The sequence below is a fragment of the Nitratireductor indicus C115 genome (genome assembly GCF_000300515.1).
GTDB lineage: Bacteria > Pseudomonadota > Alphaproteobacteria > Rhizobiales > Rhizobiaceae > Nitratireductor > Nitratireductor indicus.
This window is the reverse complement of record NZ_AMSI01000006.1, coordinates 206059-221277: the sequence shown is the minus strand read 5'-3', so window position 1 is coordinate 221277 and position 15219 is coordinate 206059. Positions and strand designations below refer to the sequence as shown.

The window sequence follows — 15219 nt, the reverse complement described above, 5'->3', positions numbered from 1 at the left end:
GTCAAAGCCCCATCGGCGGCGGGCCCATGCGCTGGCTGCTGCCGGAATTCGTTTGTTGCGAGGACTGGCTCGTGATCACACGGTCGCCTTCCTCGAGGCCTGAGCGAATCTCCGCCGTGATCCGATCGTTGAGGCCGATCTCCACCTGCCGGCTTGAGACCGTTCCGTCGCGGTCAAGTACACGGACCGAATAACGCCCCTCGCTATCCTGGCCTCCAAGGGCGGAGGCCGGAATGGTCAGCACATTGCGGGCCTCGCCCAGCACGATATGGACCTCCGCCGTCATGTAGGTGCGCAGGTGGCCATCGGGATTGGGGACGTTGAATATGCCGTTGTAGTAGATCGCCTCGTCGCTCGACGAGGAACTCGAATAGGAGGAACTGGAAGAGGAGACGATGCTGCGGTCGCTGGTGATGGATTCTGGCGCCGGCTCTATGGAATCGAGCGTCGCCTCATAGCGCTTGCCCGGTTCACCGAGGATCGTGAACCAGAGCGACTGGCCGGCTTTCACCTTGATGATGTCGGCTTCGGAAATTTCCGTGCGCACGGTCATCGTATCGAGCTGACCAAGCACGACGATTGTGGGGGCCGATTGCGAGGCGTTGACCGTTTGCCCTTCCTGGCTGACGATGGCGAGGACGGTGCCGTCGATGGGGGCCGTGATGCGCGTGTAGCCCAGATTGGCCTCGGCGGTTTCAATGGCTACCTCGCCCTGCACGATGAGAGCGTCGAGCGCGGCGATCTGCGCCTTTGTCGCCGACACTTCCGCAAGAGCGCTGTCGTAATCGGCTCTGGAGACGGCGCTCTTTGCCAGCATCTGTTTTTGGCGTTCGAGCGTCTGTTCCTTGAGGGCGAGGGTGGCTTCCTTTTCCTGCTTCTGCGCTTTCGTGTTGGCAAGGGCCGCCTGGGCCGTGCGCAGGGCGTTTTCCTGGGTGACGGAATCGATCTCGGCAATGCGGTCGCCCGCTTTCACCGTCTGGCCAAGTTCCACATCGACGGAGGTGATACGGCCGGAAACCTGTGCGCCGACCGCCACGAGTTTCACCGGTTTGAGCGTGCCGCTGGCAAGCACGGTGAGTTCCACATCCCCGCGCGTCACATTGGCTGTCAGATAGGTCTGATCCTGCGATGCCGCGCGCTGCTGCCAATAAAAATAGCCGCCGATCGCAATCGCAGCGAGCGCGATGAGCGATAGGGTGATGCGTGTGGTCTTCTTCATTCCGGCCTCTTGTCGCTGATGAGGAATGCCGGTCTCTCACCGTTTTCGCATTCCTCGCCGGCAACCTTCTCATGGAGCGCCTGCTGTGGCGTTCTCTTTTGCGATTGCGTTCGTTTGAATGGCGCGCGGACATATGCGGCCCGCAGCGTCCGGGCGATCTGGCGCGGCGGCATGGCGTTCACGAAACCGATGAACGTGGCTGCCGCAGTCAGCATGAAGTTCAGGTCTAGCATGGAGAAATCCCTCTATCCTTGCCCCCAAGCCGTGCCAGATGGTCGCGCCGCGAAAATCAACGACCGGTCAGGCCGACAATTTCCACGATCAAACCCGAACCGATGCGCACCAGCAGAAATTCATCGCCGTCGCGCATCCACCGATATCCCTTGGCAGGCGCTTTGAGCTTGTGGTTGCCATAGTTGGCCACCACAGAACCCTTGCCCGTATATTTGCCGCCCTTCTTCCAGTGGCGTTTCTGCGCCTGTTGCTTTTTGGGCTGGCTCTTCTTCGTGTGGCTTTGCTCCACCCGTTTCTCGCGGGTCTGGTCGCGGGCTTCAGCCTCCGAAACGCCGGCAAGCGCTCCCAATCCGATCATCAGCGCGATAGCGCCTGCAAACATCCTGGTCATGAAACTCTCCTTGAAACTGCAACTGGAAATTCAAACCGGGGGCGCAGAGGGCAAGCAATGCGCCCCCGGAATGCAGCCGGTGGGCTGTCATGTCGTCCGTACGACTTTGGGGGGATGGGACGGACGACTTCTTACTCCCCGGAGGGCGGGGAGAAACCTTCACGCGGGCCAGAGACCTGGCCAGGGCCGAACCGGCCCATCTGACCCTGTTCGGGACCGGAACGGCCTGGTCCCCTGTGCTCCGGCCCGTGGCGACCCGGAGCGAAAGCCCGTTCGGCCTTGGCTAGCCGGTCGAGCTGATCTGTGCGGAGTTCCGACTTCAACGTGTCGAAAGCATCCTTCAGGGCCTTGCCTTTTTCCCCCTGCTGGATGGCAAAGCCGGCGATGCGCTCGGCCAGTAAGGGGCGGGGTGCATCGGGGCCAATCTGCTGAGGATTGCCGGCGCGTTCCCCCGGTCCGGCAGCCGGACCATCGGCAGGCCCTTGCGGGCGAGGGCCGCCCGGACCTTCAGGCGCGGCCTTCGGTGCCATATCTGGACGCTCGAAGAAATCGATCAGAGCGTTCGAATAGTTTCGCCAGGCATCTTCCTGATCGGTCGTGATCCCGACATAGGTTTGCGCGGCGGAGAGCTTGCCGGCGATCTGCAAACCGGGAGCACCGGAACCATGCACGCGATTGCCGGGGCCACGCTGTCCCTGCCCGCCGCGCGGGTCTTTCATGCGGGGGCTTTCGGCGTGTCTGTCTTTGCCGGGCGCCTTCATGCCCGGGCTGAAATGCACGGGGGGTGAGTTGGGGGCCGGGTTGGGGGCGGATGCATCCTGCTGGGCGACCACGCGCATGGTGGCTGTCTGGGTGCGGGTGCCGGCGTTCTCCTCGGCGAGCGAGGGGGAGATGGCTGCCACCGTCAACATGGTTGCCGACATCAGGGCGGCGACGCTTGCGAGACGTTTCATCGCTGGTTCCTTTCTTCCTGTCGTGTTGCACGATCCGGAAGTTAGGCATGCCGCGTGTCCGCCGTTGGTCCGCACTGTATCCTTTCGTTTCTGCGAGCGGGATTTTTGTAAACGAATGTTTCTGGCCGTGGGCCGGCAATGCTTCGTTGCAAAAATCTCCAGCCACTTCTTTCCGGAAGGCTATATTTGGCTCCAACACATGGATGGAAGAAGCATGAGCAACCCAACGCATATCTTGATTGTCGACGATGATGCGGAAATTCGCTCGCTCCTTGCCCGGTATCTGGGAGAGCAGGGATTTCGTGTCTCGGTCGCGGCCAATCGGCGCGAATGCGAAAGCGCCATCGCCGACGGCAGCCCGGAACTTGTCGTTCTCGACGTGATGCTGCCGGATGGCTCGGGCCTGGATATCTGCCGCAGCCTGCGGGACCGCCGGCCCTATATTCCCGTTATCCTGTTGACGGCCCTCAAAGAAGATGTGGATCGCATCATCGGGCTGGAACTCGGTGCAGACGATTATCTCGGCAAGCCCTTCAATCCGCGAGAGCTCGTCGCGCGCATCAAGGCGGTGCTGCGGCGATCGAGCCATGAGGAACCCGCGGAACCGGAAGCAAAGCACTACAGCTTTGCTGATTTCGAGGCCGATCCCGAATTGCGGCGGCTTACGCGCGCGGGGGAGGTGGTGGAGCTGACGGGGGCTGAGTTCAACCTGCTCAAGGTGTTTCTGGAGCGACCGGGGCGCCTGCTTTCGCGCGACCAGCTTCTCGATCTCACCCAAGGGCGCGACCGCGATCCTCTGGACCGTTCCATCGATGTCCTGATGAGCAGGCTGCGGCGCAAGCTCGGTGAAAGCGAGGCCGGACCGATCTTCAAGACCGTGCGCAATGGCGGTTATCAGCTCACCGTTTCCGTCTCCAGCCGTTCGGTGCAGCGATGAGGTCGTTGCGCGCGCGCATCGTTGCGCTTTTGATCCTGGCCATCGTCACGGTGGTTGGGCTTGCGACCTTTGCGGCCAGCAGGGCCCTGCAACCTCCCTTGCCGGAAGCGACCATGGAGCCGGTGGCGCGCCAGCTTCATCTTCTGGCCCGGCTTGTTGAGAACAACCGACCGGAGGCAGTTGCGGCAGGCGTCACACTCGACGAGATCCCGGCCCAGGGGAGAAAGCAGGAGGGGCCTTCGCGGTTTCTCGCCCGGTCCCTCGCCAATACGGGCGAGGCGCGCAATGTGATCGTGACCAGAAGCGCCGACACACCGGCATTGACGGCCTCCGTCGATCTCGGTGAGGAAGGCTGGCTGATCGTGCAGATTCCGGATCAGCGTCCGCCGCCGGGCGGCTGGATGGTGCTTGCCGGCTGGATCGCGCTCATCGTCATAGGCAGCACGGTGGTCTCCGTGTTCGCCGCCTCGAAGATCATGAAACCGCTCGAACTCCTGCAAGGCGCGGTCGGGCGTATCGGCGCGGACGGCGTGCTTGCGCATATTCCCGAAACCGGTTCGGGCGAGCTGAAAGCGACCGCCCAGGCGCTGAACAGGCTTTCGGCGCGGCTGAAATCGGCTATGGAAAGCCGCATGCGTCTTGTCGCTGCCGCTGGCCACGATCTGCGCACGCCGATGACACGCATGCGGCTCAGAGCCGAGTTCATTGCTGATGACGTGGAACGGCAAAAATGGCTCGACGACCTGGAGGAACTCGACACCATTGCAGACAGCGCGATCCGGCTGGTGCGTGAGGAAGCGAGTAACGAGGGTGCGCAGCAGGTCGATCTGGGGGTGTTGTCGCGCGAAGTCGCGGAGGAACTCGCCCAACTCGGCTACAAGGTCACACCGCCGCCGCTCGAAAACCTTCCAGTCGCGGCGGGGCCGGTCGCGCTCAAACGGGCATTGCGCAACCTCATCATCAATGCGTCTACCCATGGCAAGGGAGCGACGATCGACCTGTCACGGCTCGATGGGCGTGCCATCATGACGATTTCCGATGCGGGACCGGGTATCCCCGAGGACCTGATCGGACAGGTGTTCGAGCCCTTTTTCCGGGTGGATGCGTCTCGTCGTAAGTCGCTGCCGGGCGCCGGGCTTGGGCTTGCCATCGCCAAGGAGATCATCGAGCGCTTTGCGGGCCGTATCACGGTGGCAAACCGCAAACCGCATGGCCTCGTTCAGACCATCAGCCTGCCGCTTGCAGGAGACGGCTCGGGCAGCGAAGGGGATCAGCGGTAGTAGGTGGTGATACGCTGGCCATCGATCTCGTGGACGCGGATCGGCACTTCGTAGATGTCGCTCAGAATGGTTTGCTCAATGATCTCTTCCGGCGTTCCCTGAGCTGCGATCCGGGCGGCCTTCATGGCGACGATGTGATCGCAGAAGCAGGACGCGACGTTGATGTCGTGCAGGACGACAACGACCGTCTTGCCAAGTTCGCGCGCCGCGCGGCGCAGAAGCCGCATCATGGAAACCGCATGGCGGATATCGAGATTGTTCAGCGGTTCATCGAAGAGCATGTAGTCCGTGTCCTGGCAGAGCACCATCGCCACGAAGGCGCGCTGGCGCTGGCCGCCTGAAAGCTCGTCCAGAAATCGGTCCGCAAGGTCGCCAAGGTCCAGAAATGAGAGCGCGCCATCGATATGGCGCGCGTCTTCGACGGTTGGCCGACCCTTGGAATAGGGATAGCGTCCGAAAGCAACCAGATCGCGCACGGTGAGGCGGGTCGTGATATGATTGTCCTGCCTCAGCACCGACAGACGCCGTGCCAGGACGTCGCCGGGGGTGGTTGTCACATCCAGGCCGTCGACCGTGACACTACCCCGGTCCATGGCCACGAGGCGGCTGACCATCGACAGGAGCGTCGATTTGCCTGCGCCGTTGGGACCGATGATCGACGTGACGCCGCCGGCCGCGATCTGCAGAGAAACGCCATCGACGACGATGCTGTCGTCATAGGCTTTGACGAGATCCCTGATTTCGATCATCGCGCGGCCCCTTTCAATATGAGCAGAATGAAGACGATGCCGCCGACGAACTCGATGATGATGCTGAGTGCCGTGGCGAAGCCGAAGACATGTTCGAGAATGACCTGACCACCCACCAGGCAGGTAATGGCGATCAGTGCGCTGGCGGGCAAGAGCCATGCATGACGGTGTGTCGGCATGACCATGTAGGCGAGGTTCGCAACGAGCAGACCGAAGAAGGTGACAGGCCCCACGAGCGCGGTGGAGACCGAGACGAGCACAGCGACCAGCAGCAGGATGATTGTGACGGTGCGACGGTGATCGACACCCAGATTGATTGCTGTCTCGCGCCCGAGTGCAAGAACATCGAATGTATGGCGCATGCGCCAGCCGACGAGACTCGCAATGGCGATCGTGCCGGCCGACAGGCCGAGAAGGCTCGTGTCGACCGTGTTGAAGCTTGCGAACAGCCGATCCTGCAGCACCACGAATTCATTGGGATCGATGATACGCTGGAGGAAATTCGAAAAGCTGCGGAAGAAGACGCCGAAGACGATGCCGACCAAGAGCATCAGGTGCAGGCTGCGGGTGGCTCCCGAAAAGAGCCAGCGGTAAAGGAGGACGCAGAAAGTCGTCATGACTGCCGCCTCGAAGGCGAACAGGGGGCGCGGGTCGAGTGCGGAGACGGCAGCAGAACCGAGAACGAAGATTAACACCGTCTGGATCAGCGCAAAGAGCGCATCGAAACCCATGATCGAAGGGGTGAGGATGCGGTTGCCGGTGACGGTCTGGAAAAGCACGGTGGAAACCGAGATTGCATAGGCGACGAGGATAAGGGCAAGCAGTTTGCGGCCCCGGAAGGCCAGCACGAAATCCCAGTTGCCGCGTGCGCCGAGCGTCATGAAGGCGACGATGGCAACCGTTGCAAGAACAGCCAGGACTGCCAGCACAAATGCGGGATCGGGCGTTCTGCGTTTACGCGACACGGGAGCGGCTCCGCAGAAGGAGGTAAAGGAAGAAGATGCTTCCGACCACACCGAACACCGTGCCGATGGGGATTTCATAGGGGCGGATGACGAGGCGGCCGACGATGTCGCACATCAGAACCAGACCGGCTCCGGTCAGTGCAATCCATGGGAGCGAGCGGCGGATATTGTCGCCCATGATCATGCTCACCACGTTCGGAACAACGAGACCGAGGAAAGGTATCGCGCCGACGGTCGCCACCACGACAGCCGTGACCATGGAGACGATGACGAGGCCCAGGGAAACCACACGCCGGTAGTTCAAGCCGAGATTGGTGGTGAAGTCCTGCCCCATTCCGGCGACGGTGAAGCGGTCTGCGGCCACATAGGCTGCAATGGTCAGAGCCAGGTTGAGCCATAAGAGTTCGTAGCGGCCCTTGAGGATGCCGGAGAAATCGCCGGTCATCCATGCGGCAAGAGATTGCTGCAGGTCGTATCGATAGGCGATGAAGGTCGTTACCGCGCCGATGACGCTGCCAAGCATGATGCCGATCAGGGGTACGAGAAGAGGGGAGCGCAGCGGAACCTGCCTCAGGATTCGGAGAAAGAGAGCGGTGCCGGCAAGGGCGAAAGCCGTCGCGACCAGCATCTTGCCGATGACCGGCATCGCAGGTGCGAACAGCATCACGAACAGGATGCCGAGGCTTGCCGATTCAACCGTGCCTGCGGTGGACGGTTCCACGAAACGATTGCGCGCCAGCATCTGCATGATGGTGCCGGCAACGGCAAGTGCAGCCCCTGAAAGGATGAGGGCGAAGGTCCGCGGGATGCGGCTGGCGATGAGCACCAGCTGCGCGTGACCGTCGCCATTCGCCAGAGCGGCAAGCGACACGTCACTGACACCCACGAAAAGGCTCACCAGCGCCAGAAGCGCGATCATGAGAATGGCGGGAAGAAAACGGCTCAACGAGACAGAATCCGGACGTTCAAAGGCATTGGCATTCGATGGACGGGGCAGAGCCCGAAATGGCCCGAATGCGGATAAAACAAAAAATGGATCGTTTCACCCCTTCGCGAAAAAGGGTGAAACGATCCGGGGCCGCAGCCGGCGCGCGGGTGCCGGTTTCGGTATTTCAGCCGCCGAGCGCGCCGCTGACCTGATCCACGGCATTCTGGAGCGCCGAGATGCCGCTTCCGGCGAGATACCAGTCTGCGGGGTCGAGATAGACGACGTGGCCTTCCTTCCAGGCGGTGGTCTGGTGGACGATGTCGTTGTCGAGCATCTTCTGGGCCGCTTCACCTTCATTGCCGATGGCCGCATCACGGTCGATGACGAACAGCCAGTCGGGGTTGGTCTCAAGAATGAATTCATAGGATATGGCCTGGCCGTGATTGGCCACCTTAATGTCGGGCGCGGCCGCCTCGATACCGAAGTCGCCGTGAACGATGCCGAAGCGCGAGCCGGGGCCATAGGCGCTCATGCGCCCGCCGGTGGTGAGAATGATCAACCCCTTGCCGGCGCTTTTAGCCTTTTCCTGCAGGGCGGCGATGGAAGTGTCCAGCTTGCCGAGATGCGTTTTCACCTCCTCTTCCTTGCCGAAGATGCGGCCTAGCGTTTCGGCGTTGGCCTTGGCGCTTGCGAGATAGTTCTTTGCGTCGACGCTCAGATCGATGGTGGGAGCGATTTTGGCAAGATCGGCATATTTGGCTGCGGAGCGGCCACCAACGATGATGAGATCGGGGGCGGCGGCGTTGACGGCTTCAAAATCGGGTTCGAAGAGCGAGCCGATCTTCGGATAATCGTCGGAATTGTATTTTGCCAGACGCTGCGGCTTGGGGCCTTCCGGTACACCGTCTATCTTGACGCCGAGGGCATCGAGCGTGTCGAGCGTGGCGAGGTCGAAAACCAGAACCTTTTCGGGCTTGGCCGAAAGGTTCGTCTCGCCCTGGGCATGCGAAACAGCAATTTCCTGCGCATTGGCAGCCGTATTCAGCCCGCTCAGGGCAAGGGCGGAAAGAAGCAGGCCCGCAACCGCGCCGCGGCGGCGGATCATCGTGGTAAGCATTTCGTCGTTCGTCCTTTCGTCTTGGCCCCGCCCGCATGGCGGGGCGCTTGTTCCTGGATATCCGGCGTCTCAGAAACGACCGGAGAGGGAGAGGTAGTAGGATCGCCCGGGCTCGTTGTAGGTGTTCGCCCCCTTGCCGGTGCGGAACAGGCGCTCGTCGAAGAGATTGTTGACGCCGGCGGTGAGTTTCAGGCTCTCGTTGATCTGGTAGTCGGCCCCGACATTGACGATCGTGTAGGCGCCGCGCGTCTCCAGATCTTCGGGGTCGGTGTATTCGCCGCCGACGATGCCGGCCGTTCGCGGCTCGATCTTGCCGTAGTGCGTGGCCGAAAGCGTTACGCCCAGCGTGTCGAGGGGCTCCCAGCGCAGGGCTGTGTTGACGGTGTATTTCGGTACGAGCGAAAGAGGCTGTCCGGTGGATTTTTCCTTGCTCTGCAGCATCCAGGTGGCATTGGTGGTCCAGGTCAGCGTTTCCGCCAGGGGAACCGCAAGGCTTCCCTCAAGGCCGGAGATGACAGCAGGACCGCTGTTTTCCCAGCGGAACAGGCGACCGCGTCCGTTTTCCTCGTCCGCATAACGGATCGGCACAACGCCGGGCGCAATGCGATTGTCATAGTCATTGTGAAAATAGGTGAGCGTCGCGTTCCAGCCGTTCACATTGGCATAGCTGACGCCGATTTCCTTGTTGAGGCTGATTTCAGGCTCGAGGTCCGGATTGCCGACGACGTAGCAGCCAATGCCTCCTACCTGTCCGTAGCCGGGCGGGCAGCCATAGCCTCGGGTGTAGTAAACATAGTTGGGATTTAGCTGGTAGAGATTGGGCGCCTTGAAGGCGCGTGCCACGCCACCCTTGATTGTGATCTCTTCGGTCAGCTTGTAGGAAGCGTTGAGGCTGGGGCTCAGATTGAAGCCGAACTCGTCATGGTAATCCATGCGCAGACCGGGCGTGAGCATCAGCCGCTCAGTGATGGCGATGTTGTCCTCGACATAGAGGCCGACAAGATTGGCGGAAATATTGGGGTCGCGGTTGGTCGGGTCCACAGGCGTGCCGAGGTCGATGTCGTCATCCGCGCCCGACTGGCGGATGGACACACCGTCCTTCATGAATTCCCCGCGATATTCGACACCAAGCGTCACGGTCTGATCCCACAGGAGTGAAAGTGGAATGTTAAACTCCGATTTTGCCGTAATGTTGTCGAGATAGATTTTTCCGAATTCACTGTCCGTGTTGATGGTACCTTCGCCACTGCCGGCCAATCCTTCCAGAAGGCGGCGGTTGATGGTCTTTTCCCACTGGATGAAGCTGGTCGATTCGCCGAAGTCGTATTCGCCGCGGTGGGTGGCCGAAAGCGTGTAGCGGGTCATCCGGTTGGTTTCCGCGCCGCCATCGGCGAGGTCGTTGATGATGTCGGTGGGGCTGTCATATTGGGTGTCGCCGGCATAGATGTTGCTCTGGCGGCTGTATCCGGCTTCGAAGTCGATGCGGTGCTGCGGGTCTATCTGCCAGGAGAGCAAACCGTTCAGATCGTAGTTCTTCACACCTTCATGTCCGGCGGGACGAGTGTCTCCGTCGGTAGCCTCTGCATTTATATCCGGGTCGTCGGCGTCCGTCTGTGCGATGCCGCCATAGAGGCGATAGGACAGGACATCGCTGAGCGGACCGCCGACCACGAAATTGGCGCGCTTGCTGCCGCCTTCTTCCTTGTGCTCGGGGATTTCGATGTAGGTGGAAAAGCCGTAGGTGGTGGTTTCCGGCCGCTTGGTGATGATATTCACGACGCCGCCTGAAGCACCGGAACCATATCGGGCCGCCGCCGGGCCGCGGATGACCTCGATCCTTTCAATGGCTTCGGCGGGCACCCAGTTGCTGTCGCCGCGCGTGTCGCGCTCGCCGCTGCGGCCATAGCGCACGGAGTTGCGCGAAAGAACAGGCTTGCCGTCGATCAGGATGAGAACGTTTTCCGGCCCCATGCCGCGAATGTCGATCTGACGGTTGTTGCCACGAATGCCGGTGGAGGAATTGCCGGTGAGGTTCACGCCAGGCATGCGGCGTACGATTTCGGAAATGTCGTTGGCGACCGGGCGGTCCTCCAGGTCCTCCGCGGTGATGGTCGATACGCCGAGCGCCTGCTTCAATTCCTCGGAGGCGGCCTGGATGACGATGGTTTCAAGCAGGGTGGTTTCCGACCCGTTATTCGCCTCCGCCATATCCTGCGCGGTGGCCGGTAAGGGCAGAAACAATGCGAGCGCCGTGAGGCAGCCACCGCGGACCAAATGTCGTGACATCGAACATCCCCATTCGAATGCGTCGCTGGTGCTGGCGGCTGCTCGCTGTGGACGCTCTTGCAACTAATGGCTGCGCCTGCAGCCGCTTGTGAGAGAAAGGGTAGAGCGAAATATCGCCGGAAGGGGCGCGCCGGCGGAAACTTCGCACCGGCAATCCCCCCAAAGCGAATGCAACCTGAAAGGTGTGGTCCCGCTCTTGCCCCTGCTCAAAACATGAGTAATGTTGTCCTATTAAATCGCCGGTTTCAGTCAATGGCGATGATTCAGAGCGATTCTAAATTCACGAAAGCGCAAAATGCCGGCCCGGTGCAGGTTCAGAACGAACGAAAGAAAGCAAATTCAGGAACTTGTCGTGGAGACGGTGGAGGCGCCCGGCGCATCCGGGTTGAACCGCCTGCGGCTCCTGGTCGCGCTCGATGCGCTCCTCATGGAGGGGAGCGTGGGCGGCGCGGCACGCCGTATGGGCATGGGAACGCCGGCCATGAGCCGCCTGCTTGCACAATTGCGCAGCTTCTATGGCGATCCGATCTTCATCCGAACGGGGCAGGGAATGGTGCCCACGGCGTTTGCCGAATCCGTGCGGGTGCGTGTCCGGGCTTTGGCGGCAGAGGCGGAGGCCTTGCTGGAAGGGGTGCCACAGGTCGATATGGCCGCAGGCGCCCGGCGACCGCCGGTTGAACGGAGCCAGGCGATTTTGCCGGCGCCGCCCCTGGCCTCGCGGCCAGTGCTCAAGCTTGAAGATCAGCCCATGCCGGAGGATATCGCGCGGAAGCTCGCGCTTATATCCGAGAGCACGGATCCACGGCGCAAACTGGCTCGGGCCATAGCATTGATCGGCGGCGGGGCAGCCGGGTCGCGGCCGCTCGGGCAGGAGGAGGCGGAGGAAGCCTTTTCCATCGTGCTCGAAGGGCAGGCCGACCCAATTCAGATTGGCGCTTTTCTCACGCTCCTGCAGCATCGAGGGCTGACAGCCGTGGAGCTCGCAGGACTTGTGTCGGCGGCCCGGCGGCATTGTGGGGCGCTGCCGGTCGGAATGCGCCACGACACGCTCGATTGGCCAGCCTATCTGTCGCCCAAGCTTTGTCTCGCGCCCTGGTTTTTACACTCCGCGCGGCTTGTGGCGCAGGCAGGGCACAAGGTGCTGCTGCACGGTCATCACGGTTCCATTGGCTGGCTCAACCAAGCCGTTACCGTGGCCGGCATTCCTGTTTGCGCATCGATCCGCCAAGCCGATGCGACGCTTGAGGAGCGTGGCATCGCGTTTCTCCCTGTCACGGCCTTTGCGCCACAGGTCAGCGCCTTGCTGTCACTCTATCCCTTGTTCGAACTGCGCTCTCCCCTGCACAAGGTTGTGCATCTTCTCAACCCGCTTGGAGCGGCTCGCAGCCTTCTGGGGGTCTCAAACCCCTCTTATCCGGCACAACATCGCGACGCCGCGCAGCTTCTCGGCTGGCGCGATTTTTCATTGTTGGGAACGCGCAGGGACGTGGCGCAGGCGACCCCCTTCCGTTCGACGCTGGTGCACCGCCTCAAAGACGGGATGAGCAGCGAAGAGGCTGTCGCCTCACGCCCAGATCCCGGAGGAGAGGCGCGCCCGGCCTTGTCCAGCCTTGAATACTGGCAAGCGCTCTGGAAAGGTCAGGTTCGTGACGAACGCGCTCACGCCATCGTTTTGGCAACAACTGCCTTTGCCTTGCAATTGTGCGAGGGCGGCTCGCATGGGGAAGGATATAGCCAGGCTCTTGCGAAGGCCGGGGAGCTGTGGGCGTTGCGACCAGTCTCAAAATAATTTCGATATATCTTGATTTTCGTTATATCGAGATATATATCGGTGCCATGAAACATAGACACAGACACGCGCGTCCCGACGCATTTTCGGGACATCGTCACCATTGTCATCATCATGAAGGCGGCCCGCGCCGGCATCGCCACGGGCCTCGCGGCGGGGGCGGCAGGCTCTTCGATTACGGCGAGTTGCGCCTTTTGCTTCTCAAGACGATCGCCGAACAGCCGAGCCATGGCTATGAGCTGATCAAGGCAATCGAGGAGCGGTCCGGCGGAAGCTATGCTCCTAGTCCCGGGGTCATCTATCCCACGCTCTCCTGGCTCGATGACATGGGTTATGCCGTCGTCGAGATGCAGGAAGGCGGGCGCAAGCTCTATCGCGTCACGCCTGAGGGCGAAGCCTTTCTGCAGGCAAATGCGGCGGCGGCCGAGGAGATTTCGGCGCGGTTGGGCAGCGCCGATGCCGAACCGGTTCCGGCACCCGTTCTTCGCGCCATGAAGAATCTCAAGCTTGCCATGCGGATGCGCATGCGGCGGGGGAATATCGACCGCGAGACGGCCGAAGGGATTGCAGCAGCGCTCGATGCGGCGGCTCAGGCGGTGGAGAAAAGCTGATGGAAGATCAGGTTACGGGAAAGAGCGCGAGCACCGCACACGTTACCACCGACCATGGCTCGCGCTATCTGCAGCAGCTCTGCAAGCATTTCGGCCACAAGGTCGAGGCCACCTTTGATCCGCATGCGGGGGAGGTCAAGTTTCCCTTTGGCGTCTGCCGTCTGGAGGCGGATGAAACGGGCCTCACCATGACAGTGCAGGGCTCTTCCGGAGAAGAGATCAAGCGGCTGCAGGATGTCGTCGACAGTCATCTTGTCCGTTTTGCGTTCCGCGAGGAACTGAACATTGACTGGCAGGCTGTCTGACGGACCTGTCATAGCATCGAATGAAGACGCCCGCGGCCACAAGGCCGGCGGGCGTTTTTCGTTTGGAACAATTCCGGTTCCGGCTGAGCTTGCTCCGCGTCTTTTTTTGACGGGGATGATGGCCAGACATACCGGGCTGTTCTGGAAGCGCTATCGCTTCGTTTGCGCTTCCTTGGCCTTGGCGGCGTCATCCATCAGCTCGTACCACATCGCATTGAGCACTGCGAAAGCGGCTGCGAGCGGGAGGCCGAGAAGCCATGCGAAATACCACATCGGGTTTCTCCTCGTGTTTGATCAGTATGCGTGGCCCTGACCATCGCGGATGGCCTTTTCGTCGACCTTGCCCCACAGGACACGGTAGACCCAGCTCGTATAGGCGACAATCAACGGGACGAAGATCAGCGTCACCGCCAGCATGATGAAGAGCGTGAGGTGGCTGGATGAGGCATCCCAGACGGTCAGGCTCGACCGCGGATCGATGGACGAGGGCAGGATGAAGGGAAACATTGCGAGCCCCACCGTCGAGATGATGCCGAGGATTGAAAGCGCGCTCGCCAGGATGGTCGGTACTTCACGTTTTGCCCGCATCAGGAGGAATGCCAGGGCAGCCCCTGCGAAACCGAGCGCCGGCGCGGCCATCGTCCAGGGGTGAGCCGCGTAATTGGCGAACCAAACGCCGCTTGCCTGCTCGGCCGATTTTGCCAACGGGTTCGACGGGCCGTTCGTGATCACCTCGCTGGTGAAACGGTAGCCGTCGATGCCCGCCCACAGCCAAAGGCCGCCCAACGCGAAAAGCACAATGGTGGCAAGTGCCGCGATGCTGCCATAGCGCCGCGAACGTTCGGCCACAGGCCCCTCCGTCTTCAGCATCAGCCAGGCTGCGCCATGCATCAGGAGCATGGACAGCGAGACGAGGCCGCACAACAGTGCGAAGGGATTGAGAAGCTCGAACAGCGTCGTGCCTTCATAGAAGATGCGCAGATCCGACCCCAGCCTGAAGGGAACACCCTGAAGGACATTGCCTACAGCCACGCCGAAGATCAGCGCGGGAACGAAGCCGCCGATGAAGAGCGCCCAATCCCAGGCGCTGCGCCATGTGGCGCTGTCACGCTTGGAACGGTATTTGAAGCCTACCGGGCGCAGGATGAGCGCGAACAGGATCGCGAACATCGCGAGATAGAAGCCCGAGAAGGAGACGGCGTAGAGCGGAGGCCAGGCGGCGAAGATCGCGCCGCCGCCGAGGATCAGCCAGACCTGATTGCCTTCCCAGACCGGGCCGACCGAATTGATAACGACGCGCCGTTCCGTATCGGTCTTGGCCACGAAGGGCAGGAGCGCGCCCGTGCCGAGGTCGAAGCCGTCCGTCACGGCAAAGCCGATCAGGAGCACGCCAAGAAGCAGCCACCAGATGATGCGAAGCGTTTCATAGTCGATGAGTGTGTGCAGGATCATGGC

The 15219-nt window shown here is 61.5% G+C and carries 16 protein-coding genes; 5 read left to right on the top strand and 11 right to left on the bottom strand.

The genetic code is table 11. From position 1 onward, the window contains the following. Nucleotide 1 precedes the first annotated feature (1 nt). The 4 genes from NA8A_RS10905 to NA8A_RS24335 form a co-directional block, all read right to left on the bottom strand. Nucleotides 2–1219 carry an efflux RND transporter periplasmic adaptor subunit gene (locus NA8A_RS10905; RefSeq protein ID WP_009756559.1) on the bottom strand — a complete coding sequence of 406 codons (1218 nt, stop codon included), beginning with the start codon at nucleotides 1217–1219 and terminating at the stop codon, nucleotides 2–4. Beyond that, nucleotides 1216–1452: a hypothetical protein gene (locus NA8A_RS10900; protein ID WP_009756558.1), complete on the bottom strand. Its 237-nt coding sequence runs from the start codon at nucleotides 1450–1452 to the stop codon at nucleotides 1216–1218. The genes NA8A_RS10905 and NA8A_RS10900 overlap by 4 nt, the downstream gene beginning before the upstream one ends. Nucleotides 1453–1508: 56 nt before the next feature. Next, entirely contained in the window at nucleotides 1509–1844 is a 336-nt protein-coding gene (locus tag NA8A_RS10895) for an RcnB family protein (protein ID WP_009756557.1), read from the bottom strand. Between the two features lie 131 nt (nucleotides 1845–1975). Next, nucleotides 1976–2797 (bottom strand): hypothetical protein, encoded by an 822-nt coding sequence (locus tag NA8A_RS24335; protein ID WP_009756556.1) that lies wholly within the window; start codon nucleotides 2795–2797, stop codon nucleotides 1976–1978. Nucleotides 2798–3011: 214 nt separating this feature from the next. Here NA8A_RS24335 and NA8A_RS10885 point away from each other — a divergent pair, with 214 nt between their 5' ends. Both NA8A_RS10885 and NA8A_RS10880 read left to right on the top strand, forming a co-directional pair. Next, nucleotides 3012–3734: a response regulator gene (locus tag NA8A_RS10885; protein WP_040672417.1), complete on the top strand. Its 723-nt coding sequence runs from the start codon at nucleotides 3012–3014 to the stop codon at nucleotides 3732–3734. Then, nucleotides 3731–5014 (top strand): ATP-binding protein, encoded by a 1284-nt coding sequence (locus NA8A_RS10880; RefSeq protein WP_009756554.1) that lies wholly within the window; start codon nucleotides 3731–3733, stop codon nucleotides 5012–5014. Before NA8A_RS10885 ends, NA8A_RS10880 begins: the two co-directional genes overlap by 4 nt. On the opposite strand, the gene NA8A_RS10875 is transcribed toward NA8A_RS10880, so the two are convergent. From NA8A_RS10875 to NA8A_RS10855, 5 genes are all read right to left on the bottom strand, one after another. Then, nucleotides 5005–5763: an iron ABC transporter ATP-binding protein gene (locus tag NA8A_RS10875; protein ID WP_009756553.1), complete on the bottom strand. Its 759-nt coding sequence runs from the start codon at nucleotides 5761–5763 to the stop codon at nucleotides 5005–5007. The two genes, NA8A_RS10880 and NA8A_RS10875, sit on opposite strands and share 10 nt — an antisense overlap. Beyond that, nucleotides 5760–6728 carry an iron chelate uptake ABC transporter family permease subunit gene (locus NA8A_RS10870; protein WP_009756552.1) on the bottom strand — a complete coding sequence of 323 codons (969 nt, stop codon included), beginning with the start codon at nucleotides 6726–6728 and terminating at the stop codon, nucleotides 5760–5762. The genes NA8A_RS10875 and NA8A_RS10870 overlap by 4 nt, the downstream gene beginning before the upstream one ends. Then, the gene (locus NA8A_RS10865; protein WP_040672416.1) at nucleotides 6718–7647 is read right to left on the bottom strand and encodes an ABC transporter permease; all 930 of its coding nucleotides are present in this window, start codon (nucleotides 7645–7647) and stop codon (nucleotides 6718–6720) included. The genes NA8A_RS10870 and NA8A_RS10865 overlap by 11 nt, the downstream gene beginning before the upstream one ends. A 193-nt stretch (nucleotides 7648–7840) precedes the next feature. Continuing rightward, nucleotides 7841–8773: a siderophore ABC transporter substrate-binding protein gene (locus tag NA8A_RS10860; RefSeq protein WP_009756550.1), complete on the bottom strand. Its 933-nt coding sequence runs from the start codon at nucleotides 8771–8773 to the stop codon at nucleotides 7841–7843. Nucleotides 8774–8842: 69 nt separating this feature from the next. Further along, on the bottom strand, nucleotides 8843–11059 hold the full coding sequence (locus tag NA8A_RS10855) for a FepA family TonB-dependent siderophore receptor (protein ID WP_009756549.1): 2217 nt from the start codon (nucleotides 11057–11059) through the stop codon (nucleotides 8843–8845). Nucleotides 11060–11411: 352 nt separating this feature from the next. Here NA8A_RS10855 and NA8A_RS10850 point away from each other — a divergent pair, with 352 nt between their 5' ends. The 3 genes from NA8A_RS10850 to NA8A_RS10840 are packed head-to-tail and all read left to right on the top strand — an operon-like array spanning nucleotide 11412 to nucleotide 13764. Further along, nucleotides 11412–12848, top strand: coding sequence for a glycosyl transferase family protein (locus tag NA8A_RS10850; RefSeq protein ID WP_040672414.1), 1437 nt, complete (start codon nucleotides 11412–11414; stop codon nucleotides 12846–12848). Nucleotides 12849–12895: 47 nt separating this feature from the next. Further along, a complete protein-coding gene (locus NA8A_RS10845) occupies nucleotides 12896–13459 on the top strand; it encodes a PadR family transcriptional regulator (RefSeq protein WP_040672412.1) in 564 nt (187 codons plus the stop codon). Further along, entirely contained in the window at nucleotides 13459–13764 is a 306-nt protein-coding gene (locus NA8A_RS10840) for a DUF2218 domain-containing protein (RefSeq protein WP_009756546.1), read from the top strand. Before NA8A_RS10845 ends, NA8A_RS10840 begins: the two co-directional genes overlap by 1 nt. A gap of 150 nt (nucleotides 13765–13914) precedes the next feature. On the opposite strand, the gene cydX is transcribed toward NA8A_RS10840, so the two are convergent. Both cydX and cydB read right to left on the bottom strand, forming a co-directional pair. Continuing rightward, nucleotides 13915–14037, bottom strand: coding sequence for a cytochrome bd-I oxidase subunit CydX (gene cydX / locus NA8A_RS24650; protein WP_009756545.1), 123 nt, complete (start codon nucleotides 14035–14037; stop codon nucleotides 13915–13917). 21 nt (nucleotides 14038–14058) lie between these two features. Next, nucleotides 14059–15216 carry a cytochrome d ubiquinol oxidase subunit II gene (cydB, locus tag NA8A_RS10830; RefSeq protein ID WP_009756544.1) on the bottom strand — a complete coding sequence of 386 codons (1158 nt, stop codon included), beginning with the start codon at nucleotides 15214–15216 and terminating at the stop codon, nucleotides 14059–14061. Nucleotides 15217–15219 lie beyond the last annotated feature (3 nt).

What these genes read in the sequence shown, in the direction of transcription:
- NA8A_RS10905 (WP_009756559.1), bottom strand. Translation starts at nt 1,219, where the DNA reads ATGAAGAAGACCACACGCATCACCCTATCGCTCATCGCGCTCGCTGCG.
- NA8A_RS10900 (WP_009756558.1), bottom strand. Translation starts at nt 1,452, where the DNA reads ATGCTAGACCTGAACTTCATGCTGACTGCGGCAGCCACGTTCATCGGT.
- NA8A_RS10895 (WP_009756557.1), bottom strand. Translation starts at nt 1,844, where the DNA reads ATGACCAGGATGTTTGCAGGCGCTATCGCGCTGATGATCGGATTGGGA.
- NA8A_RS24335 (WP_009756556.1), bottom strand. Translation starts at nt 2,797, where the DNA reads ATGAAACGTCTCGCAAGCGTCGCCGCCCTGATGTCGGCAACCATGTTG.
- NA8A_RS10885 (WP_040672417.1), top strand. Translation starts at nt 3,012, where the DNA reads ATGAGCAACCCAACGCATATCTTGATTGTCGACGATGATGCGGAAATT.
- NA8A_RS10880 (WP_009756554.1), top strand. Translation starts at nt 3,731, where the DNA reads ATGAGGTCGTTGCGCGCGCGCATCGTTGCGCTTTTGATCCTGGCCATC.
- NA8A_RS10875 (WP_009756553.1), bottom strand. Translation starts at nt 5,763, where the DNA reads ATGATCGAAATCAGGGATCTCGTCAAAGCCTATGACGACAGCATCGTC.
- NA8A_RS10865 (WP_040672416.1), bottom strand. Translation starts at nt 7,647, where the DNA reads ATGATCGCGCTTCTGGCGCTGGTGAGCCTTTTCGTGGGTGTCAGTGAC.
- NA8A_RS10860 (WP_009756550.1), bottom strand. Translation starts at nt 8,773, where the DNA reads ATGCTTACCACGATGATCCGCCGCCGCGGCGCGGTTGCGGGCCTGCTT.
- NA8A_RS10855 (WP_009756549.1), bottom strand. Translation starts at nt 11,059, where the DNA reads ATGTCACGACATTTGGTCCGCGGTGGCTGCCTCACGGCGCTCGCATTG.
- NA8A_RS10845 (WP_040672412.1), top strand. Translation starts at nt 12,896, where the DNA reads ATGAAACATAGACACAGACACGCGCGTCCCGACGCATTTTCGGGACAT.
- NA8A_RS10840 (WP_009756546.1), top strand. Translation starts at nt 13,459, where the DNA reads ATGGAAGATCAGGTTACGGGAAAGAGCGCGAGCACCGCACACGTTACC.
- cydX (WP_009756545.1), bottom strand. Translation starts at nt 14,037, where the DNA reads ATGTGGTATTTCGCATGGCTTCTCGGCCTCCCGCTCGCAGCCGCTTTC.
- cydB (WP_009756544.1), bottom strand. Translation starts at nt 15,216, where the DNA reads ATGATCCTGCACACACTCATCGACTATGAAACGCTTCGCATCATCTGG.